We start from the raw sequence: 20,610 nt of genomic DNA, 5'->3' as shown, positions 1-20,610 counted from the left end.
CAATCTCCCCCCTTGAGGGGGAGATGCCCGGCAGGGCAGAGGGGGGTGAGGCTAAGGTTACGCCTCATCTTCAAGAGGTGTGCCATGTCCTTTGACCCCCAAACCCTAGCCCAATCCTGGCCGCTGCCGGCGAACCCGCGTCCCATCGTCACCTTCGGCGCCGGCTCGATCGTCGGCGACGCGCATTATCCGGCCTATCGCAAGGGCGGCTTCCCGATCGCCGGCCTCTATGATCCGGACCACGACAAGGCGAAGGCGCTCGCCGAAAGGTGGAGCGTCACGGCCTATCGCACCGTCGAGGAGGCCATTGCCGTCGAGAGCGCCATCTTCGATCTCGCAACGCCCCCGGCCGCACATGCGAAGGTGCTGGCGGCGCTGCCGGAGGGGGCGGCGGTGCTGATCCAGAAGCCGATGGGGGCCGACCTGTCCGCTGCGACGGAGATCCTGACGATCTGCCGCGACAGGAAGCTCAAGGCCGCCGTCAATTTCCAGCTTCGTTTCGCGCCGATGATGCTGGCGCTGAAGGACGCCATCGCCAGGGGGCTTCTCGGCGAGGTCGTCGATTTCGACGTCCATCTGGCGCTCGATACGCCCTGGCAGCTCTGGTCCTTCCTCGAAGGCCTGCCGCGCATCGAGATCGCCATGCACTCGATCCATTATCTCGACGTCATCCGCCAGGTGCTGGGCGATCCCGGGGGCGTGCACGCCAAGTCGATCGGCCACCCGAACCATGGGATGGCGCAAACGCGCACCACGGCAATCCTCGACTATGGCGACCGTGTCCGCTGCGCCCTTTCGGTCAACCACGACCACAGGTTCGGCCGCAGGCATCAGGCCTGCGAATTCCGCGTCTCGGGCACCGAGGGCGCGGCCTATCTCCAGCTCGGCGTCAATCTCGATTATCCGCGCGGCGAGCCCGACATTCTGGAGATCCATCTCAAGGGCGGCGAGGGCTGGGTGCCGGTGCCGTTGGAAGGAACGTGGTTCCCGGACGCCTTCGTCGGCCGCATGGCGAACCTTCAGCGCTTCATGTCGGGCGAAGACGCGGAACTCGTCTCCTCGGTCGAGGATGCATGGATGACCATGGCGCTCGTCGAGGCGGCCTATGCCTCCAGCGCCGCGCCCGCGACGCCGCTCGCCGCACGGCCCTAGACAGGAACAGCCTATGGAACAGGTCAGGTATTTCGAAGACTATGAAATCGGCGAGGGGCGCAAGACGAGCGGGCGCACCATCACGGAGACCGATTTCGTCGTGCATGCCGGGCACACGGGCGATTTCTTCCCGCACCACATGGATGCCGAATTCATGAAGACGCAGCCTTTCGGCCAGCGCATCGCCCATGGCACCATGGTCTTTGCGATTGGCGTCGGACTGACGGCGAGCGTCATCAATCCTGTTGCATTTTCCTACGGTTATGATCGCATGCGCTTCATCAGGCCCGTCTTCATCGGTGATACGATCCACACCCGCGTGACGATATCAGGTAAGGAGGATGATCCGAAACGCGCCGGCTTCGGCCGGGTGATCGAGCGCACGGAAGTCGTCAACCAGAAGGGCGAGGTCGTTCTCGCCGCAGACCATATCTACGTCGTCGAGCGCCGTCCGGGCGCCTGACGCACCACAAGGAGCCATCATGAGCCTTTCCCTTCAAGACAAGCGCGTCCTCATCACCGCCGCAGGCCAGGGCATCGGCAAGGCGAGCGCCATCGCCTTCGCCCGCGCGGGCGCCAAGGTCGTCGCGACCGACATCAATGCCGATGCGCTGAAAAGCCTTGCCGGCGAGGCGGGTATCGAGACCTATGTGCTCGACGTCCTGAGCGAGGAGACGGTCAACCGCGTGGTCTCGGCGACCGGCCCGTTCGACGTGCTCTTCAACTGCGCCGGCTTCGTGCACGCCGGCACGATCCTCGACATGCCGGACAAGGACCTCGATTTTGCCTTCGACCTCAATGTCCGCGCCATGGTGCGCACCATCCGCGCCGTGCTGCCAGCGATGCTGGAGAAGAAGGACGGCGCGATCATCAACATGGCCTCGGTCGCCTCCAGCATGAAGGGCGTGCCGAACCGGGCGGCCTACACCATCACCAAGGCGGCGGTCGTCGGGCTCACCAAGTCGGTGGCGGCCGACTACGTGGCTGAGGGCATCCGCTGCAACTGCATCTGCCCCGGCACGGTGGAAAGCCCCTCGCTGCAGGATCGCCTGCGCGCGCAGGGCAACTACGAGACGGCGCGCGCGGCCTTCATCGCCCGCCAGCCGATCGGCCGCATCGGAACGCCGGAAGAGATCGCCGACCTCGCCGTCTATCTCGCGAGCGCCACCTACACGACCGGACAGGCCTACGCCATCGACGGCGGCTGGACCATCTGAGACATTTTTTAGCCGGCAGAGCGCCGGCCATTGCAAGGGCCGCACCATGACCAAGATCACCAGCCTTCGCTCGATCGACCTGCGCTTTCCCACCTCGCAGAGCCTCGACGGCTCGGACGCCATGAACCCGGATCCGGACTATTCGGCCGCCTATGTGGTGCTCGGCACGGATGCGCCCGGCCTCGAAGGCCATGGCCTCACCTTCACCATCGGCCGCGGCAACGAGATCTGCTGCCTGGCGATCGAGGCGATGAAGCATCTGGTGGTCGGCCTCGACCTTGCCTGGGTGCGCGAAAATCCCGGCCGCTTCTGGCGTCATGTCACGAGCGACAGCCAGTTGCGCTGGATCGGCCCGGACAAGGGCGCGATGCATCTGGCGACCGGGGCCGTGGTGAATGCCGTCTGGGACCTCCTGGCCAAGCAGGCGGGCAAACCCGTCTGGCGGCTCGTCGCCGAGATGAGCCCGGAGGAGATCCTCTCCATCGTCGATTTCCGCTACCTGACGGATGCGCTGACGCCGGAGGAGGCGCTGGCCATCCTGAAGAAGGCGGAAGCCGGCAAGGCGGAGCGCATCGCGACGCTGGAGAAGGAAGGTTACCCCTGCTACACGACCTCGGCCGGCTGGCTCGGCTATGACGACGAGAAGCTGCGCCGCCTCTGCCAGGAGGCCGTCGACCAGGGGTTCACCCATATCAAGATGAAGGTCGGCCGTGACCTCGAAGACGACAAGCGGCGCCTGCGCATCGCCCGCGAGGTGATCGGCGACGAGCGCACCATGATGATCGACGCCAACCAGATCTGGGAGGTGGGGCAGGCGATCGACTGGGTGTCGGAGCTGAAACCCTACAAGCCCTTCTTCATCGAGGAGCCGACGAGCCCGGACGACATCGCCGGCCACAAGGCGATCCGCGCGGCCATTCATCCGGTCAAGGTGGCGACGGGCGAGATGTGCCAGAACCGCATCATCTTCAAGCAGATGATCGCCGGCGGCGCGATCGACATCGTGCAGATCGACAGCTGCCGCATGGGCGGCCTCAACGAAGTGCTCGCCGTGCTTCTGATGGCGGCGAAATACGGCCTGCCGGTCTGGCCGCACGCCGGCGGCGTCGGCCTTTGCGAATATGTCCAGCATCTTTCGATGATCGACTACGTCGCTGTCTCCGGCACGAAGGAGGGCAGAGTGATCGAATATGTCGACCACCTGCACGAGCATTTCGTCGATCCCTGCCGCATCGAGAACGCCGCCTATATGCCGCCTGCGCGGCCGGGTTTCTCCATCGAGATGAAGCCGGAGTCGATCGCGGCCTATACGTTCGGGTGACGAGGCGCGGGCGGCTGTCCCCGCCGCCCCTTCGACAGGCGGATATCAGGACACGGGCTTGAGGGTGCCGTCCATCACGAAGCGGGGCGTCTCTTCCGGGCGGTCGTGAACCTGCCAGCGGATGGCGTTCGCGCCGATGTGGAACACGGCGGTCGTCAGCGTGTTCTCGTGGTCCGGGTCGTCCGGCTGCGCACGGTAGATGGGCAGCGGCGCTACGGCCTTGTCCCACAGGATGGCGCGTGGATTCCGCAGGCCTTCTCCGCCCTCGGCGATGAGTTGGTCCCCGCGTTGCTGCCGGGACCGGGAGGAGCCGGTGATCACCTGCCGCTCGCCGGCCATGCCGGCATGAACGAGGTGGTTGGCGTGGCATTGCGGGCGGTCGAGCGTGACGGCGGAGCAGTGCTTGTGGGTGAATTCCACGCCGACAAGCCGCGGATCGCCCCTTTGCCCGAGCGTCATGTGGAACGCGCCGGCGCGTTCCGAGCTCTCCAGCAGGTGGATAGCCGCGTCGATCGACGGGCAATCCAGCAGGGCGCGACCGAGCACCATGCGCGGCAGGCCGGCGCCGACACCGCGCGAGCGGATATTGTTGACGGTCTGGACGAGACCTGTCGCCGTCACCGCAAAGGTATGGCCGGGGATCGAGGCCGGGTAGACGAAGCTGGTGAAGGCCGTGCCGCCCCCGGGGCGGATATGGGCGAGCGCGCAATGGCCGCGAAAGCCGGGATCGCCGTCCTCGTTGTGGGCGAGCAGCGGTTCGGCGCCCGGTATCTGCACCGTCGTGCAGCCGTCCGGCGCGAAGGCCCAGAGGTCGCCGCGGCAGTTCCACAGGAAGACGTCGTCGAAGGGAAGATCGAGGCCGAGGGCGAGGCCCTGCAGTTCCGCCCAACAGGCGGGGAAGCGGGCCTCCACCATCCGGCGCATCGCGGCAACGCGCGGATCCGCGCGAAAGGCGAGGACCGAAGCCCAGGCATGGCCGTGCACGAGGTGGCGATGGGCGATATCGCGGCCGAAACGGCCGAGCTGGAGGCCGATCTCCCGCGGCATGCCGGCGATCTCGATGAAACCCAGCCGGTTTTCAGTGGACATGCTGCAAGAACTCCCGCAGGCGTGGATTTTCCGGATTGGCGAGCAGGTCGGCCGGCTTGCCGTCGACGGAGATCTTGCCGTCCTCCATGAAGATCAGCCGCGTGCCGACCTGGCGGGCAAAGGCCATTTCATGCGTGACCACGATCATCGTCATGCCCTCCTCGGCGAGCGCCTGCATGACGCGCAGCACCTCGTGGCGCAGCTCCGGGTCGAGCGCGGAGGTCGGCTCGTCGAACAGCATCAGCTTCGGCTTGACGGCCAGCGCCCGGGCGATCGCCACGCGCTGCTGCTGGCCGCCGGAAAGCTCGGCCGGATAGTGGTGGCCGCGCTCGGCAAGGCCCACCTTGGCGAGCAGCGCCCTGGCCTGCTCCTCGGCCTCGGCACGGCTGATGCCGCGCACCCGCCGGGGGCCGAAGGCGACGTTCTCCAGCGCCGTCATCTGCGGGAAGAGGTTGAACTGCTGGAAGACCATGCCAGCCTCCTGGCGGATGAGCCGCACCTGCGAGCGGCCGGCCTTGACGCTGATATTGTCGACGACGAGATCCCCACCGTTGATCTCCTCCAGCGCGTTGATGCAGCGAAGCAGCGTCGACTTTCCCGAGCCGGACGGGCCGATCAGCACGACCACCTCGCCCTTGTCGATGTTGAGGTCGACCTCGCGCAGCACCACGACGGGGCCGAAGGTCTTGGTGACGTTTCGAAATTCCACGATGCTCACAGGATTCGCATCCTCTTTTCGGTGACGCGCAGGATCAGCGTCAGGGTTCCGGTCATCAGGAGGTAGAGGATCGCCACCGCGCTCCAGATCTCGACCGCGCGGAAGTTGGCGGCCATGATCTCCTGGCCCTGGCGGGTGAGCTCGCCGACGCCGATGACGATGAACAGCGAGGTGTCCTTGAGGCTGACGATGAACTGGTTGCCGAGCGGCGGGATCATGCGCCGGAAGGCGACGGGGCCGATGATGTAGACCAGCACCTTCCACAGCGGCAGGCCGAGCGCCAGGCCGGCCTCCTTCAGGCCCCGGTGCACGGAAAGGAACGAGCCGCGCACGATCTCCGCGATATAGGCGCCGGCATTGACGACGATCGCCGTGACGGCGGCGGTCATCGGATTGACGCGGATATCGGCGAGAACCGGCAGTGCGAAATAGATGAACATCACCTGCACGACGATCGGCGTGCCGCGGATGAGCTCGATATAGGCAAAGGCGACGGCGTTCAGGAACGCATTGCCATAGGCGCGCATCAGGCCCGCGACGAAGCCCACGGCAAGGCCGCCCACGAGGCCGGCAAGGGTGATGAGGATGGTAAGGCGTGCGCCGCTCAACAGGGCGGGCATGGCCTCGCCGATAACGGACCAGTCGAATTCCATGAAGGGCTCCCCGGCGTGAGGAGGGCGCGCCAGCCTGCCGGCGCGCCCGGGACTAAGGCATCAGAGCTTAGGCTCGGTGCCGAACCACTTCTTGTAGATCTCGGTGTAGCGGCCGTCCTTCTTCATGTTGGCGAGGGCGGCGTTCACCTTGGCGACGAGCTCGCTGCCCTTCGGGAAGCCGATGCCGTATTGATGGGCCATCATCTGCTCGCCGACTGCCTTCACCTTGCCGCCGCCGGCGGTCTTCACGTAGTAGAGCACGTTTGGCGTATCGTGCATGGCGGCGTCGACGCGGCCGGTCTGCAGTTCCAGATAGGCATTGTCGATGTTGGGGAACTGGCGCAGCTCCGTCTCCTTGAAGTGCTCCTTGGCGTAGTCCGTCGCCGAGGTGCCGGTCTTGGTGGCGAGGATCTTGCCCTTCAGGTCCTCGGCGCTCTGGACCGTGCTGTCCGCCGGCACCATCAGCAGGAAGCCGCTGTCGTAATAGCCGTCGGAGAAATCGATCGCCTTCTTGCGCTCGTCCTTGATGGTGATGCCGGCGAGCGCGACATCCACCTGCTTGGTCTGGAGCGCGGGGATGATGCCGTTGAAGTCCATCGGCTGCAGCGTGTAGGTGACGCCGATCTCCTTGGCGATGGCATCCCACATGTCTATGTCGAAGCCGACATATTTGTCGCCTTCCTTGAATTCGAAGGGCACGAAGGCCGTGTCGGTGGCGACCACAAGGTCCTCGGCTTGCGCGGCCTGGCCGAAGGCGAGGGCCGATGCGAAGGCGGCAAATAGAATGGTACGCAGTTTCATGGTCGTTCCCCTTTTGCTTGGTTATGCGTGTGGAAGTGTGCTGACGGCGGCATCGATCGCATCGCCCAGCCGCTCGACGATGCGCGTGATATCCGCGCGCTCGACGATGAAGGGCGGGGCGATCAGCACATGATCGCCCTGCCGGCCGTCGATCGTGCCGCCCATCGGATAGACCATCAGGCCGCGCGCCATGGCTTCCTTCTTGATCAGGACGTTGAGCTTGAATTTCGGGTCGAAGGGCTGCTTGCCGGCGCGATCGGCCACCAGTTCAACCCCGCGGAACAGGCCGCGCCCGCGGATGTCGCCGACATGATGGTGGTTGCCGAGGCGCTCGACGAGCTGGCGCTCCAGTTCCGCGCCCATCGCAACGACGTTGGCAAGAAGGTTTTCGCGCCGGATGACCTGCTGCACCGCAAGGCCGGCGGCGGCGGCCATCGGATGGCCCATATAGGTGTGTCCGTGCTGGAAGAAGCCGGAGCCGCTGGCGAAGGCCTCGAAGATCTTCTCCGAGAGGAGCACGGCGCCGACCGGCTGGTAGCCGCCGCCAAGCCCCTTGGCGATGGTCATCAGGTCGGGCGCGACGCCGTCCTGCTCGCAGGCATGCAGCGTCCCGGTGCGGCCCATGCCGCACATCACCTCGTCGAGGATGAGCAGCACGCCGTAGCGGTCGCAGATGGCGCGGATACGCTTCAGATAGTCGGCGACGGGCGGGACCGCGCCGGCCGTGGCGCCGACGACCGTCTCAGCGACGAAGGCGATGACCTCGTCCGCGCCGAGTTCGAGGATCTTGTCTTCCAGCTGCTGCGCGGCGCGAGCGGCATAGGCCTCGTCGCTCTCGCCGCTTTCCTGCAGGCGATAGGCGTAGCATGGATCGATATGGTGGGTTTCGACGAGCAGCGGCTTGAACTGCGCGCGCCGCCACTCGTTGCCGCCCGCGGCAAGCGCCCCGAGCGTGTTGCCGTGATAGCTCTGCCGGCGCGCGATGATGTGGCGGCGCTGCGGCTCGCCCTTCTCGACGAAATATTGCCGCGCCATCTTCAGCGCCGCCTCGACCGCTTCCGAGCCGCCGCTGACGAGATAGGCATGGCTCAACCCTGCCGGCGCGTCCGCGATCAGCAGTTCCGCCAGCGCCTCGGCAGCCTCGGAGGTGAAGAAGCCCGTATGGGCATAGGCGAGCCGGTCGAGCTGTTCGTGCAGGGCGGAAAGGACGGCGGGATGGGCGTGGCCGAGGCAGGAGACGGCCGCGCCGCCCGAGGCGTCGATATAGGCCTTGCCCTCGGCGTCGAACAATTCGATGCCCCTGCCGCCCACGGCGACCGGCATGCGGGAATGGATGGCGCGATGCAGAAGGCGGGTCACGGACGCTTCATCCTCGTCTTGAGATGGGTGTTGAGGGCGGCCGACTGGCGGTCGACGGCGGCAAGCGCGGCGCCTGCCGCATCCCCCGCCTGGCCGGCGACCAGCGCGCCCAGCACCTCGGCGACGACGAAGGCCGGCGACATGGCGTGCAGGAATGACGGGCTTTCGGTCGGCACGACCAGCGTGCAGGCGGCAAGCTGGGCGAGGGGGGCGACGAGGCTGTCGGTGATGGCGATCAGCGGCACGCCCGCCTCGCCGGCATAATCGGCAATCTCGATCGTCTGGCGCGTATAGGGCAGCACGCTGACCGCGACCATCACGTCCTCGCCGCTCGCGCTGCCGAGCGCATCGGCGCCGATGCCGCCGACGGCATCCAGCATGATCGAGTGTTTTCCCGCGAGCGACAGGATGTAGTGCAGGTGCCAGGCCGGCGAATGGCTGGAGCGCAGGCCGAGGCAATAGATGCGCCGCGCGGCGCCGAGCCGGCGGGCGGCTTCCACCAGCATTTCCAGCGATTGGGGCTGCGAGAGCTGGCCGACCTGCGCGGCGATGCCGCCCAGCATGTCGGCTGCCAGCGCCTGGTCGCCCTTCAGCTTCTGGCTCTTCGCCTGCGCTCCGACGCGGCCGGCAAAGCCCGTTACGTCGCCGCGCATGGCGTCCGCATGGAGCTGGCGGATGTCCTCGTAGCCGGCAAGGCCGAGATGCTTGGCAAGCCGCGTCATGGTGGCGGGCTGCACGCCCGCCTGCCGTGCCTGCTCGCGCATGGACAACAGCGCGACCTCGCGCGGCTGGTTCAGCACATAGCGCGCGGCGGCCCGGAGCTGCTCCGACATCGTGTCGAAGGCATGGACGATCTGGTCTGCGAGAGGGCCGTTTTGCATGGCGATCGAATACACCTTTCCAAATTTCTTTGCAACAGTTGTTTCATTAATGTAGATATATGATCCATATGAATCATATCCTGGATGCACGATGACAGATTCTCGCGAACCGCGCCGCGTGGCCATCGCCGTGGCCCCGAACGGCGGCCGCCGCACCAAGGCGGACCATCCCGCCATCCCCCTGACGCCGGGCGAATTGGCGCGTACTGCAGCCGAATGCCTGGATGCGGGCGCCGCCATGATCCACGTCCATGTGCGCCGACCGGATGGCCGTCATCTCCTCGATGCCGATGCCTATGGGGCGGCGATTGCGGCCATCCGCGCGGCGGTGGGCGATCGCCTGGTCATCCAGATCACCACGGAAGCGCTCGGCCTCTACGCGCCGGCCGAGCAGGTCGCCGTGCTGAAGGCGGTGAAGCCGGAGGCGGCCTCGCTGGCGCTGCGGGAACTCGCGCCGGATGCGGCCGCCGAACCCGCCTTCGCCGAGGCGCTCTTCTGGATGAAACGGGAGAATGTCCTGCCGCAGATCATCCTCTACGAGCCGGCGGAGGCGGTGCGCCTTGAAGGCATGATCCGCCGCGGTCTCGTGCCCTGGCCGGCTATCCCCGTGCTCTACGTGCTCGGCCGCTATACCCTGTCCCAGACCTCGCAGCCCGCCGACCTCATGCCCTTCCTCGCACCGGAGGCACCGCGCTTTTCGAACTGGAGCGTCTGCGCCTTCGGACGCCACGAGGCGGCCTGCGTCACCGCCGGCGCCCTGCTCGGCGGCCATGTTCGCGTCGGCTTCGAGAACAACCTCCATCGGCCCGACGGCAGTCTTGCCGCCTCGAACGCCGATCTTGTCGAGACCGTCGCAACGGCGCTCGACCGCCTCGGATGCGCTTCGTGCCGTGCTGCGGATCTGCGCAACGGTTTTGATCTGATTTGAAAGAAACGCCCTGCAAGTCCTTGCGGATGCGGGGCTAAAGCGCCTCGGCCATCGCCCTGACAAGTGCCGCAGCGGAGGTTGCGCCCGGATCGAGATGACCGAGCGAACGCTCGCGCACGCGGGCGGCGCGGCCCTTGGCGGCGACCATCGTCGCGGTCGCGGCCGCGCCGTTGTCGGCGGCGGCGGTGACGGCGGCCCAGAAATCCGGCTTCGACCTGCCTTCGGCGACGGCGGTCGCGGCCGCCTGCGCCGCGGGCAGCCAGACGTCGAGCATGGTCTTGTCGCCGCGCTGCGCCTTGCCGCGCTCGCGGATCCCTTCGGAAAGGGCAGCGAGCATGTCGCGGCAGGCGGGAAGGTCGAGGTTTTCGCGGCCGGCAAGCGTTTGCGCGGCGCGGCGGAAACCGGTGGCATAGAGCGGGCCGGTGGAGGCGCCTACGGCATCGAGAAAGCCGGTCGCGGCGGTGGACATCACCTCGGAAGGGCTTGCCGCATCGAGGTCGAGCGCGGAGAGGGCGGCGTTCACGGCCTTGAAGCCGATCGACATGGTGATGCCGTGGTCGCCGTCGCCGATCGCACCGTCGAGTTCGGAGAGATGGTCTTTCTCCGCCTCGATCGCCTCGGCCATCCGCTCGAACATTTTCGCGAGAGCCCGCGCCGCGCTTTCCGACATGTCTTCCTCCCCGTCAGGGCGTTTCAGGCGTGTTGATGGTCAGGACCGCCGTCTGGCACGGGTGGTGCAGCAGCTCGGTCAGCTGGCGGTCGAGATGCAGGATCGAGATGGAGGCGCCCACCATGTCGAGCGAGGTGCAGTAGTGCCCCACCCAGTTGGCCTCGATCGCGATGTTCTTGGCGGCAAGCCGCTGCTCCACCCGGCGGAACAGGATGTAGAGCTCCATTTGTGGTGTCGCGCCGAACGAGTTGACGAGCACCGCCACCCGGTCGCCGGGTTCGGCCTTCATCTCTTTGAAGATGTTGTCCATGATCGTATCGACGATCTCGTCGGCGGTGCGGATGCGCTCGCGCGAGACGCCGGGCTCGCCATGGATGCCCATGCCGAGCTCCATGTCGTCGGGGCCGATCTCGAAATTGTGCCGCCGCGTCTGCGGCATGGAGCAGGATTCGAGCGCGACGCCGACCGTATAGGTGCGGTCGTTTGCCTTGCGGGTCACGGCCTCGCACTCGTCGAGCGTCATGCCGCGGTCGCAGGCCGCGCCCGCCACCTTGAAGACGAAGAAATTGCCGGCGACGCCGCGCCGTCCTTCCTTGTCCTCGACCGGGGAGGAGACGATGTCGTCGGTGGTCAGCACCGTGCGGATCGGGATGCCCTTCTCCTCGGCGATCTCGGCCGCCATCTCGAAGTTCATCACGTCGCCGGCATAGTTGCCGTAGACGAAGAGCACGCCCGCGCCGCCGGAGGCCGCGACGGCGCATTTGGCGATCGGGTCCGGCGGCGGCGAGGAGAAGATGTTGCCGATCGCCACCGCATCGGCGAGCCCCTTGCCGACGTAGCCGACGAAGCAGGGCTCGTGCCCCGTGCCGCCGCCGATGACGAGGCCGACCTTGCCGGGCCGCGGACCGTTGCGGGCGACGAGGGCGCGGCGCGAATTGCCGATCGGCTGGAGATAGGGCTTGTGCGCCGCGATCAGGCCATCCAGCATCTCCTCGACAACGTCATTGGGATTGTTGAGGAATTTCTTGACGTGCGTGCGGTAGGCGTTGGCGACCGGCGTGCTCTTCTGGCGCTGCGAGAGTTTTCCGTCGAGGCTCGTCACGCCGTCGGCGCGCAGGATGCCCGCGCCGGTCGCCGCGTCCGTCACCAGCACGTTGACATAGCCGCCGCGCAGTGCCGCCAGCAGGGCCGGCACCTTGTCGAAGCCGCCGGCGACGGCGACGCGGGTGCCGATGCCGCGCAGCATCTCCAGCGAAATGCCGATCGTGCGGTCGTCGAGCGGGCCGGCGACGGGGCGGCCGCGCTCGTCTATGAAGCGTCCCGCAAGCACGCCCGCCGCACCCTTGGCGAGGTAGTGCTGGAGGGGCACGGATTCGAAGAAGCCGCTGGTGTGGATCGTCGAATTGGGGCGCAGCGAGGCGATGCCGAAGACGACGCGGTTGGCGCGTGCGAGCGTGTCGAACTGTTCGCGGATCAGCGGCTCGGCGAGCAGCATGTCGTGCATCTGTGCGGAGGCGACGATGGCGGGGGCGGTGATGTTGACGCAGCGGGCGGAGATCGCGCGGGCGACGGCGGCCGTGGTCAGTTCCGGCGTATAGGCGAAGCTGGCGGTGGTGCCGCCGGTCGCCTGCACGACGGTGACGTCCTGCAAGGAGGCCATTTCCAGATGTTCGCCGACCGACAGGATGGTGCGGCCCCAGGCGACGGCGAGCGTGTCGCCGGACTTGATCATCTTGGCGAGCGCCTGCGCGCCGGCCGCGCCCAGTCGTCCGATCAGCGGGCGCGTGTCGTCGTCGTTCGGCACGACGAGGCAATCCGAGAGGCCGAAATGGCGCTTCAGTTCCTGCGCGATGGTGAGCGAGGCGAGGCGGGCGGGCTCGATGGAGATGTTGACGATGCCCTTTTCGCGGGCGTCGGCGAGGTAGCTGTTGACGGTGGCGCGCGAGACGCCCATCGCCTCGGCGATCTCGCCCTGCGTCATGCCGTCTTCATAATAGAGCCAGCAGGCCCAGACATAGGGGTCGTCGCCATAGCGCAGCGGGATGGAATCGATGCCTTCGGGCCCGTTCACCCGGCTGATACCGCCCTTGCGCGGTGCGGAAGTCTTCAAAGCCATCGGTTTTGCGGGTCTCCCTTCAGGCGGCGACCATGGAAGCAACGCCGCCGCTTTGCAACATGGTTTGACAAAAAAGCGTTGCGCGGCCCGTCGCGAGGGACGGGCCGCGCGTCCTGGGAGGACCGTTGGGGGCTGCCTCAGCCGAGGCGGGTGCGTGCGCCGTCGGACAGTTCCTTCAGGATGATGGCGCAGGAGGTCGCGCCGGCATCCAGCACGCCGAGCGAGCGCTCGCCGAGCCGGCTGGCGCGGCCGATCTTGGCCACCAGGCCGATCGTCGAATCGCGCCCGGCCTCGGCGGCCGCAACGAGCGCTTCCAGCGCCTCGCCGAAGGATTTGCCCGCCGCCGTCGCCGCGTCGAAGGCCTCGACCGCCGGAACGAACGTGTCGAGCAGCGTCTTGTCGCCGACCTTGGCCGAGCCGATCGATCGGATGCCGGAAAGGCCGGCATGCAGCATCCTGCTGTAGGCCGCCGCGTCGATCGTCTCCACGCCTTGGATCGTCTCGGCGAATTCCGTGAACATGACGCCGTAGAGCGGGCCCATCGAGCCGCCGATCTCCGTCATCAGCACCGTGCCGAGCGTGTCGAGGGACTGGGCGAGCGACGCGTCCTTGCCCTTCAGCCGCTCGGCGGCCATGCCGAAGCCCTTGGCCATGTTCACGCCATGGTCGCCGTCGCCGATCCTGCCGTCGATCTCGCTGAGATAGGCCCGGTTCTCGACGATCCGCTCGGCCATCGAGAGGACGATCGCGCCGGAAGACGCATTGTCGAAGGTCTGCATGGGGCTTCCTCCCGTCACAGGATGATCGTGCAACGCGTCTCGACATCGAGCAGCGTCTTCAGGTCGTCGTCGAGCGCCATGACGGTCAGCGTCGCGCCGACCATTTCCAGCGAGGTGAAGTAGTTGCCGATCCAGGTCTTGCGGATCGTCAGCCCGCGCGCCGAGATCTCGCTCTCGATCGTGTCGTTGAGAATGTAGAGCTCGTTGAGCGGCGTCGCGCCGAGGCCCGAGACCAGCACGGCGACCTCGGTGCCTTCGGGAAGGTCGTGATCGTCGAGCACGATCTTCACCATGTCCCTGGCGACCGCCTCGGCCGTCTTCAGCGTCTCGACGCGCACGCCCGGCTCGCCGTGATGGCCGATGCCGACCTCCATCGTGCCCGGCTCGATCTGGAAGTTCGGATGGCCGACGGCCGGCAGCGTGCAGGGGCCGAGGCCGACGCCGATCGAGCGGCAGTTGTCGATCGCCTTCTGCGCGGCGGCCCGCACCTCCTCGAGGCTCGCGCCGGTCGCGGCCTTCGCGCCGCCGATCTTCCACATGAAGATCTCGCCGGCAACGCCGCGGCGCTTCTCGCGTTCCGCGATCGGGGCCGAGCAGACGTCGTCGTTGGCGACCACCGTCGCGACCTCGATGCCGTCCTTGGCGGCGAGCTTCGTCGCCATCTTCACGTTCATGTTGTCGCCGGCATAGTTGCCGTAGAGCACGACGACGCCCTTGCCGCCGTCGGCTTCACGGATGGCGTCGTGGAAGCTCTTGGCGGTCGGCGAGGAGAAGAGCTCGCCGACGGCGACCGCATCGAGCATGTTCCTGCCGGCATAGCCGATGAAGGCCGGCTCATGGCCCGAGCCGCCGCCCGTCACAACGCCGACCTTGCCGGCAAACGGGGCATCCCTGGCGACGACGACGCGCGGGTTCTCCGCAAGGCGCACGATATCCGAATGCGCCTTCACAAAACCCTTGACGGTATCCTCGACAACAAGGTCAGGGTCGTTGATGAAACGCTGCATGGTAACTCCTCCTTCAGAAAAATCAGCCACAGGCGGCCAGCGCCTCGCGCACCGCCCGCAGCGAGCGTGCGAGCGCGTTCTCGATGGTTTCGAGCGCGACGGGTCCGGCCTGGCGGACGGGCCTGGCGTCCGGATCGCGATGGAGCCGCAGCGGCAGTTCGATGCTCACCGGAAAATCGGGCAGTGCGGCGACGGCGGAAAGAAGGCGCGCGCAGCCGATCGCGCCTTCGCCGACGGGCGTGAAGAACCAGCCCCGGTCGGTGCGGCGCACATCCTTGATATGGGCGTGGGCGGACGCGGGCAGGGCGCGCACGGCGTCGCCCGCGAAATCGCCGAAATCCGGGCGGTGCGAGGCCGTGTTGGCGGCATCGTAGTTGAGCCTGAGCCAGGGGGAGGCATATGCCGCGACGAGCGCCACGCCGTCCGCCGCCGTATTGATCAGGTTGTCGCTGCCGTCGCCCGGATTTTCGAGCGCGATGACGAGGCCGAGTCGCTCGGCGCGCTTCAGCAGGCTGTCGATGTTGCGGCGGAATGCGGCTTCGCGCGCCCGGGCGCTGGCATTCGTCGCGATGACCTTCGCGCCGAGTGCGGCGGCGAACTCCATGCGCCCGGTGAAGCCCTCGACCGCGTCGTCGAGGCCGAGATCGATATGCGAGGACATCGCATGGCAGGCAAGGCCCGCCGCGCCCATCGCCCGCCGCCAGGCTTCGGCCTCCGCCGGCAGGAAGGCGGTCTCGTCGAAGGGCTCCGTGTAGCCGACGATGAAGGCCGGCTCGACATGGGTGAAACCGAGACGCGCCAAGCTCTCCAGCATCCTCTCGCGGCTGTGCCCGTCATAGGGCGCGCCGGATGCGGACACGATCCGTTCTGTCATTCCATCCTCCCGCGCCGGCCCCGCGGCCGGCATCCCGCAAGGGAACTCCTCGCCCCCGCATCACCGATAGATGCGACGGCGCGGGCGTATCGACAAACGGAAAGAACTAAAGGACCGGTGAATTGGCTTCATCAATGGCGGGAGCGGCGCCCGTCTCGCCGGCTTGCGCCTCGCCCAGCGCGGCCGTGAGCCATTCGGCGAAACGCCGCGCCAGCCGCCGCTGCGAGCCGGATTTCGGGAAGGCGAGATAATGACCGATATAGTGCACGTCCCTGGCGATACCCGTCAGCGGCGCGACGAGCTTGCCGCTCTTCAGCTCGCGATGGGCAAGGCGGGTCGATTCCAGTGCCACGCCGAGGCCGTTGGCGGCGGCGTCGATCGCCAGGAACGAGCGGTCGAAACTGACGCTCTGGATCGGCGGCGTGCCGAGGTCGTTGGCCTCGAACCAGTCCGGCCAGCGCAGGCGCTTGTTGTCGCTGCGGATCAGGACCTTCGAGAGGAGGTCGCGCGGCGTGTGGATGCCTTGCGCGAGGTCCGGCGTGCAGAGCGGGGTCACCGTCTCCGTGCCGAGCGGGATGATCACGAGATCGTCGCCCTGCGGCTCGCCGTAGATGATGTCCGCATCGAACTCCCCGTCGACGAAGCGCACATAGGTGGTGCTCGCCGCGAGGCGGACCTCGATGCCGGGATTGGCGGCGAGGAACTGCGGCAGACGCGGGGAGAGAACCTGCGCGGCGAAACTCGGCGCACAATGGAGGCGCAGGAGATGCGACCGGTTCGAGGAAACCAGCTCGATGCCGCAGCGCAGCTCCTCGAAGGCATTCGACGCATGGCTGAGCAGCGTCTGGCCGTCGATGGTCAGGCGCACCGTTCGCGTGGTGCGTTCGAAGAGCGGCGTGCCGAGCGCCCGCTCCAGCTTGACGATGGCATGGCTGACGGCGCTTGCGGAGAGATGCAGCTCGTCGGCGGCCGCCCGGAAGGAGCCGAGCCGGGCGGCGGATTCGAAGGCGCGGATCGAGGACAGTGAAATTCCGTTCAGCATTCGATTAGTGAAACAGATTCACCTACCGGTGTAAACTTCGCGTTTGAAGCCGGGGGCGGGCCTCTGCAATATCCCCGCCATCCGCCGGGCAAGGCGGAGCGGCTGCGCAAGAGACGGTGAGCCGCCTATCGATGGGCCGGAGCCGTTCGGCGTCCGGGGAGGAGAATTGACATGTTGCTGAAGGGCAAGACCGCCGTGATCTCCGGCGCGGCGAGCAAGCGTGGCATCGGCCGGGCGACGGCCGAACTTTTCGCGGAACACGGCGCACGCGTCGCGATCCTCGATCTCGACGAAGCGGCAAGCGCCGAAGCCGCCGCCTCGATCGCCGCCGTCGAGGGCGGCGCTCATCTGGGCGTGGCCTGCGACGTGACCGCAAGGGCGTCCTGCGATGCGGCGATCGCCCGGGTCATCGACGCCTTCGGCAAGATCGACATCCTGATCAACAATGCCGGCATCACCCAGCCGGTGAAGACGCTCGACATCACCGGCGAGGACTGGGAGCGCATCGTCGCCGTCAACATGACGGGCGTGCTGAACCTCAGCCAGTCGACCATTCCGCACATGCGCGGCAATGGCGGCGGCTCGATCGCCTGCATGTCCTCGGTCTCTGCCCAGCGCGGCGGCGGCATTTTCGGCGGCCCGCACTATTCGGCCGCCAAGGCCGGCGTGCTGGGCCTCGCCAAGGCGATGGCCCGCGAGTTCGGCGTCGACGGCATCCGTGTCAATTCCGTCACCCCCGGCCTGATCCAGACCGACATCACCGGCGGCAAGCTGACGGACGCGATGCGCGCCGACATCCTGAAGGGCATTCCGCTCAACCGCCTGGGCGACGCGCGGGACGTGGCGAACATCTACCTGTTCCTCGCCTCCGACCTGTCGTCCTACGTCACAGGCGCCGTCATCGACGTCAACGGCGGCATGCTGATCCACTGAGGATCGACCGACGGAGGGGCGCCATGACGGCAGAAACCGCAACCGAAAATCCCGCCCTCCTGGCGAATGTCTCGCTTGCCGAGCGGGCCTATCGCATCCGCCGCAATGCGGTGCTGATGGGCGAGGTCCAGGGGCAGGGCTATGTCGGCCAGGCGCTCGGCATCGCCGATGTGCTTGCCGTCGCCTATTTCCACGCGCTCCGCTACCGGCCGGACGATCCGCGCTGGGAGGGCCGCGACCGCTTCCTCCTGTCGATCGGGCACTATGCGATCGCGCTCTATGCCGCGCTCATCGAGGCCGGCATCGTGCCGGAGGACGAGCTCGAGACCTATGGCTGCGACGATTCGCGGCTGCCCATGTCCGGCATGGCCTCCTACACGCCGGGCATGGAGATCACCGGCGGCTCGCTCGGCCACGGCCTCGGCATCGCCGTCGGCATGGCGCTCGGCCTGAAGCGCAAGGGCTCTGACCGCTTCGTCTTCAACCTGATGTCGGACGGGGAACTGGGCGAGGGCTCGACCTGGGAAGCGGCGATGGGCGCGGCCCATCACCGGCTCGGCAACCTCGTCAACCTCGTCGATTTCAACAACCAGCAGGCCGACGGCCCCTCGCGCGACATGCTGTCGGCGGAGCCCGTCGCGGACAAGTTCGCCGCCTTCGGCTGGCATGTCCAGCGCGTCGACGGCAACGACGTCGAGGCCGTGCGCGCCGCCTTCGACACGGCCATGGCGGTCAGGGACGACCGGCCCCGCGCCATCGTCTTCGACACGAAGATGGGCAAGGGCGTGCCCTTCCTCGAAAGCCGCGAGGTGACGCATTTCATCCGCGTCGAGGCGAACGAATGGGCGCTTGCGCTCCAAGCTCTGGAACAGGGACAGCCGGCATGAGCACGACAGGCAAGGAAGCACCCGCCGCCGCGCCGGCGAAGAAGCGGCTCACCACCTCCGCCATGATCGCCTCGATCGCGGCGGAAGGGCAGGCGACGCGTCCTGCTCCCTTCGGCCACGCCCTGGTCGAGCTCGCCAAGCGCGACGAGCGCATCGTCGGCCTCACCGCCGACCTCGGCAAGTACACCGACCTGCACATCTTCGCGCGGGCCTTTCCGGACCGCTTCTACCAGATGGGCATGGCCGAGCAGCTTCTGATGAGCACGGCCGCGGGGCTGGCGCGCGAGGGCTTCGTGCCCTTCGCCACCACCTATGCGGTCTTCGCCGCGCGCCGGGCCTACGACTTCATCGCCATGGCGATCGCGGAGGAGAAGCTGCCGGTGAAGATCGCCTGCGCACTGCCGGGGCTGACCACCGGATACGGCCCGAGCCACCAGGCGACGGACGACATCGCCATCTTCCGCGCGATGCCGGACATCACCATCGTCGATCCCTGCGACGCGCTCGACATCGAGCAGGCGGTACCGGCGATCGCAGCCCATGACGGGCCGGTCTATCTGCGGCTGCTGCGCGGCCAGGTGCCGGCGGTGCTCGACGCCTACGACTACAGTTTCGAACTCGGCAAGGCGAAGGTCCTGCGCGAGGGGGGCGACGTCCTCTTCATCTCGTCCGGCATCCTGACGATGCGCGCGCTGGAAGCGGCTCGCGCGCTCGAGGGGGACGGTATTCGGGCCGCTGTCCTGCATTCGCCGACGATCAAGCCGCTCGATGTCGCGACCATCCTCGCGGAGGTCGATCGCGCCGGCCGGCTCGTCGTCGTGGCCGAGAACCATTCCCGCATCGGCGGGCTCGGCGAAGCGGTCGCCACGGCCCTGCTCGCCAACGGGCGTGCACCACGCTTCCGGCACATCGCGCTGCCGGATGCCTTCCTCGATGCCGGCGCGCTGCCGACGCTGCACGACCGCTACGGCATTTCCACGGATCGCATCGTCGAACGGACGAAGGGGTGGCTCGAAGAGGATTGAATCAGATAGGTGAGCAGCCGTCGGGAGCCGGCCGCCACGGATGTTCCATGCACTGCGCCGGAGGGCGCCAACTGGGAGGATTGAAAATGACTTTTCTGATGAAGCGGCGTGCCTTTCTGGCTGCGGGCGGCTCTGTTCTTGCCGCGCCAGCCATCCTGTCGTTCGGCCGCGAGGCGCGCGCTGCCGTGACCCTGACGCTCGGCCACGGCGCCGCGCCCGGCAATCCGCGCACTATCGCCGCCGACAAGTTCGCCGAGCTGGTGAAGGCGAAGACGGAGGGTCGCGTGACGATCAACGTCGCCGGCTCCGAAACGCTCGGCAGCGACGCGGCCATGCTGACGAGCCTGCGCACCGGCGCGCTCGACATCACCGCCAACAGCCAGGGGCCGGTTTCCGCGCTCATCCCCGAGATCGCCGCCCTCGGCCTGCCTTTCCTGTTCGAGACGGCCGAGCAGGCGATCAAGGTGCTGCAGGGCGATGTCGGCAAGGCGCTTGCCGAGCGCTTCGATGCCGTCGGCCTCGTCACCCTCGACTGGTGGGACAACGGCATCCGCCACCTGTCCAACTCGAAGCTGGCGGTCAAGACGCCCGACGACGTGAAGGGCCTGAAGATCCGCACGCCGGCCGACCCGATGACCATCGACATCTTCGAGGCGCTGGGCGCGAGCACCGAGCAGATCGCTTTCGGCGAACTTTACATCGCGCTCCAGCAGGGCGTCGTCGACGGGCAGGAGAACCCGCTTGCCAACATCGAGAGCTCCAAGCTCTACGAGGTCAACAAGTACATCAGCCTGACGGCGCACAAGTGGGAATCGACGCCCTTCCTGATGTCGAAGATGTCCGAGGCACGCCTTGGCGACGACCTGGAGGCCGTGAAGGCGGCAGCCCTGGAGGCCGGCACGCTGCAGCGCGACCTGTCGGCGCAGAAGGCCACCGAAACGCTCGAAGCCTTCAAGGCCAATCCGGCGATCGAGATCTCCGAGGTCGACCGTGCCGCCTTCGCGGCCGCGACGACCTCCGTCCTGGAGACCTGGAAGCAGAAGCCTTTCGGCGAGTTCGTGGCGCAGATCGCCGCGGCCGCCAAGGGCTGATCCTGCCGCACCGCGCGCCGCAGGCCGGTGCGCGGTCTTCATCCATCATCGTGCATATTGGGGAGGA

At 67.2% G+C, this 20,610-nt stretch carries 21 protein-coding genes; 9 read left to right on the top strand and 12 right to left on the bottom strand.

What is annotated here, in order from left to right:
• Positions 1-84: 84 nt before the first annotated feature.
• From AABF56_RS23685 to AABF56_RS23670, 4 genes are read left to right on the top strand one after another with little or no spacing between them, the layout of a single operon-like run.
• Positions 85-1,152: a Gfo/Idh/MocA family protein gene (locus AABF56_RS23685; protein WP_272807951.1), complete on the top strand. Its 1,068-nt coding sequence runs from the start codon at positions 85-87 to the stop codon at positions 1,150-1,152.
• Between the two features lie 13 nt (positions 1,153-1,165).
• Positions 1,166-1,615, top strand: a complete 450-nt coding sequence (locus AABF56_RS23680) for a MaoC/PaaZ C-terminal domain-containing protein (protein WP_272807952.1) — start codon at positions 1,166-1,168, stop codon at positions 1,613-1,615.
• A 19-nt stretch (positions 1,616-1,634) separates the two neighbouring features.
• Positions 1,635-2,369, top strand: coding sequence for an SDR family oxidoreductase (locus tag AABF56_RS23675; protein WP_272807953.1), 735 nt, complete (start codon positions 1,635-1,637; stop codon positions 2,367-2,369).
• Between the two features lie 46 nt (positions 2,370-2,415).
• Positions 2,416-3,690, top strand: a complete 1,275-nt coding sequence (locus tag AABF56_RS23670) for an L-fuconate dehydratase (RefSeq protein ID WP_272807954.1) — start codon at positions 2,416-2,418, stop codon at positions 3,688-3,690.
• Between the two features lie 45 nt (positions 3,691-3,735).
• On the opposite strand, the gene AABF56_RS23665 is transcribed toward AABF56_RS23670, so the two are convergent.
• Genes AABF56_RS23665 through AABF56_RS23640 form a run of 6 tightly spaced genes read right to left on the bottom strand, consistent with a single transcriptional unit; the run spans position 3,736 to position 9,191 of the window.
• Positions 3,736-4,779 carry a C45 family autoproteolytic acyltransferase/hydolase gene (locus AABF56_RS23665; protein ID WP_272807955.1) on the bottom strand — a complete coding sequence of 348 codons (1,044 nt, stop codon included), beginning with the start codon at positions 4,777-4,779 and terminating at the stop codon, positions 3,736-3,738.
• Positions 4,769-5,497, bottom strand: a complete 729-nt coding sequence (gene glnQ / locus AABF56_RS23660; protein ID WP_064333136.1) for a glutamine ABC transporter ATP-binding protein GlnQ — start codon at positions 5,495-5,497, stop codon at positions 4,769-4,771. Before glnQ ends, AABF56_RS23665 begins: the two co-directional genes overlap by 11 nt.
• Positions 5,494-6,150 carry a glutamine ABC transporter permease GlnP gene (gene glnP / locus AABF56_RS23655; protein ID WP_244766620.1) on the bottom strand — a complete coding sequence of 219 codons (657 nt, stop codon included), beginning with the start codon at positions 6,148-6,150 and terminating at the stop codon, positions 5,494-5,496. Before glnP ends, glnQ begins: the two co-directional genes overlap by 4 nt.
• Before the next feature lie 60 nt (positions 6,151-6,210).
• Positions 6,211-6,951: a glutamine ABC transporter substrate-binding protein GlnH gene (glnH, locus tag AABF56_RS23650; protein WP_133035673.1), complete on the bottom strand. Its 741-nt coding sequence runs from the start codon at positions 6,949-6,951 to the stop codon at positions 6,211-6,213.
• 21 nt (positions 6,952-6,972) lie between these two features.
• A complete protein-coding gene (locus tag AABF56_RS23645) occupies positions 6,973-8,310 on the bottom strand; it encodes an aspartate aminotransferase family protein (protein WP_272807956.1) in 1,338 nt (445 codons plus the stop codon).
• Positions 8,307-9,191, bottom strand: coding sequence for a MurR/RpiR family transcriptional regulator (locus AABF56_RS23640; RefSeq protein WP_272807957.1), 885 nt, complete (start codon positions 9,189-9,191; stop codon positions 8,307-8,309). The genes AABF56_RS23645 and AABF56_RS23640 overlap by 4 nt, the downstream gene beginning before the upstream one ends.
• A gap of 91 nt (positions 9,192-9,282) precedes the next feature.
• On the opposite strand from AABF56_RS23640, the gene AABF56_RS23635 reads away from it, so the two are divergent.
• Positions 9,283-10,119: a 3-keto-5-aminohexanoate cleavage protein gene (locus AABF56_RS23635; protein ID WP_272807958.1), complete on the top strand. Its 837-nt coding sequence runs from the start codon at positions 9,283-9,285 to the stop codon at positions 10,117-10,119.
• Positions 10,120-10,153: 34 nt separating this feature from the next.
• On the opposite strand, the gene dhaL (AABF56_RS23630) is transcribed toward AABF56_RS23635, so the two are convergent.
• The 6 genes from dhaL (AABF56_RS23630) to AABF56_RS23605 all read right to left on the bottom strand — a co-directional run bounded on the left by dhaL (AABF56_RS23630) (position 10,154) and on the right by AABF56_RS23605 (position 16,607).
• Positions 10,154-10,789 (bottom strand): dihydroxyacetone kinase subunit DhaL, encoded by a 636-nt coding sequence (gene dhaL / locus AABF56_RS23630; protein WP_272807959.1) that lies wholly within the window; start codon positions 10,787-10,789, stop codon positions 10,154-10,156.
• 13 nt (positions 10,790-10,802) lie between these two features.
• Positions 10,803-12,905: a bifunctional sugar-binding transcriptional regulator/dihydroxyacetone kinase subunit DhaK gene (locus AABF56_RS23625; protein ID WP_272807960.1), complete on the bottom strand. Its 2,103-nt coding sequence runs from the start codon at positions 12,903-12,905 to the stop codon at positions 10,803-10,805.
• Positions 12,906-13,042: 137 nt separating this feature from the next.
• Positions 13,043-13,684, bottom strand: a complete 642-nt coding sequence (dhaL, locus tag AABF56_RS23620; protein WP_272807961.1) for a dihydroxyacetone kinase subunit DhaL — start codon at positions 13,682-13,684, stop codon at positions 13,043-13,045.
• Between the two features lie 14 nt (positions 13,685-13,698).
• Positions 13,699-14,691, bottom strand: coding sequence for a dihydroxyacetone kinase subunit DhaK (locus AABF56_RS23615; protein WP_272807962.1), 993 nt, complete (start codon positions 14,689-14,691; stop codon positions 13,699-13,701).
• A 22-nt stretch (positions 14,692-14,713) separates the two neighbouring features.
• On the bottom strand, positions 14,714-15,565 hold the full coding sequence (locus AABF56_RS23610) for a sugar phosphate isomerase/epimerase family protein (protein WP_272807963.1): 852 nt from the start codon (positions 15,563-15,565) through the stop codon (positions 14,714-14,716).
• Between the two features lie 106 nt (positions 15,566-15,671).
• Positions 15,672-16,607 (bottom strand): LysR substrate-binding domain-containing protein, encoded by a 936-nt coding sequence (locus tag AABF56_RS23605; protein WP_272807964.1) that lies wholly within the window; start codon positions 16,605-16,607, stop codon positions 15,672-15,674.
• Positions 16,608-16,778: 171 nt separating this feature from the next.
• On the opposite strand from AABF56_RS23605, the gene AABF56_RS23600 reads away from it, so the two are divergent.
• From AABF56_RS23600 to AABF56_RS23585, 4 genes are all read left to right on the top strand, one after another.
• Positions 16,779-17,540 carry an SDR family NAD(P)-dependent oxidoreductase gene (locus tag AABF56_RS23600; protein WP_245082447.1) on the top strand — a complete coding sequence of 254 codons (762 nt, stop codon included), beginning with the start codon at positions 16,779-16,781 and terminating at the stop codon, positions 17,538-17,540.
• Positions 17,541-17,563: 23 nt separating this feature from the next.
• A complete protein-coding gene (locus tag AABF56_RS23595; protein ID WP_272807965.1) occupies positions 17,564-18,427 on the top strand; it encodes a transketolase in 864 nt (287 codons plus the stop codon).
• On the top strand, positions 18,424-19,452 hold the full coding sequence (locus AABF56_RS23590; protein WP_272807966.1) for a transketolase family protein: 1,029 nt from the start codon (positions 18,424-18,426) through the stop codon (positions 19,450-19,452). The genes AABF56_RS23595 and AABF56_RS23590 overlap by 4 nt, the downstream gene beginning before the upstream one ends.
• 86 nt (positions 19,453-19,538) lie before the next feature.
• On the top strand, positions 19,539-20,543 hold the full coding sequence (locus AABF56_RS23585; protein ID WP_272807967.1) for a TRAP transporter substrate-binding protein: 1,005 nt from the start codon (positions 19,539-19,541) through the stop codon (positions 20,541-20,543).
• The last annotated feature ends 67 nt before the right edge of the window (positions 20,544-20,610 follow it).

Origin of the sequence: Shinella sp. WSC3-e (assembly GCF_945994535.1) — a bacterium.
Classification (GTDB): domain Bacteria; phylum Pseudomonadota; class Alphaproteobacteria; order Rhizobiales; family Rhizobiaceae; genus Shinella; species Shinella yambaruensis.
Note: the sequence above shows the minus strand (reverse complement) of the source record. Positions and strands in the feature narration are given on the sequence as shown.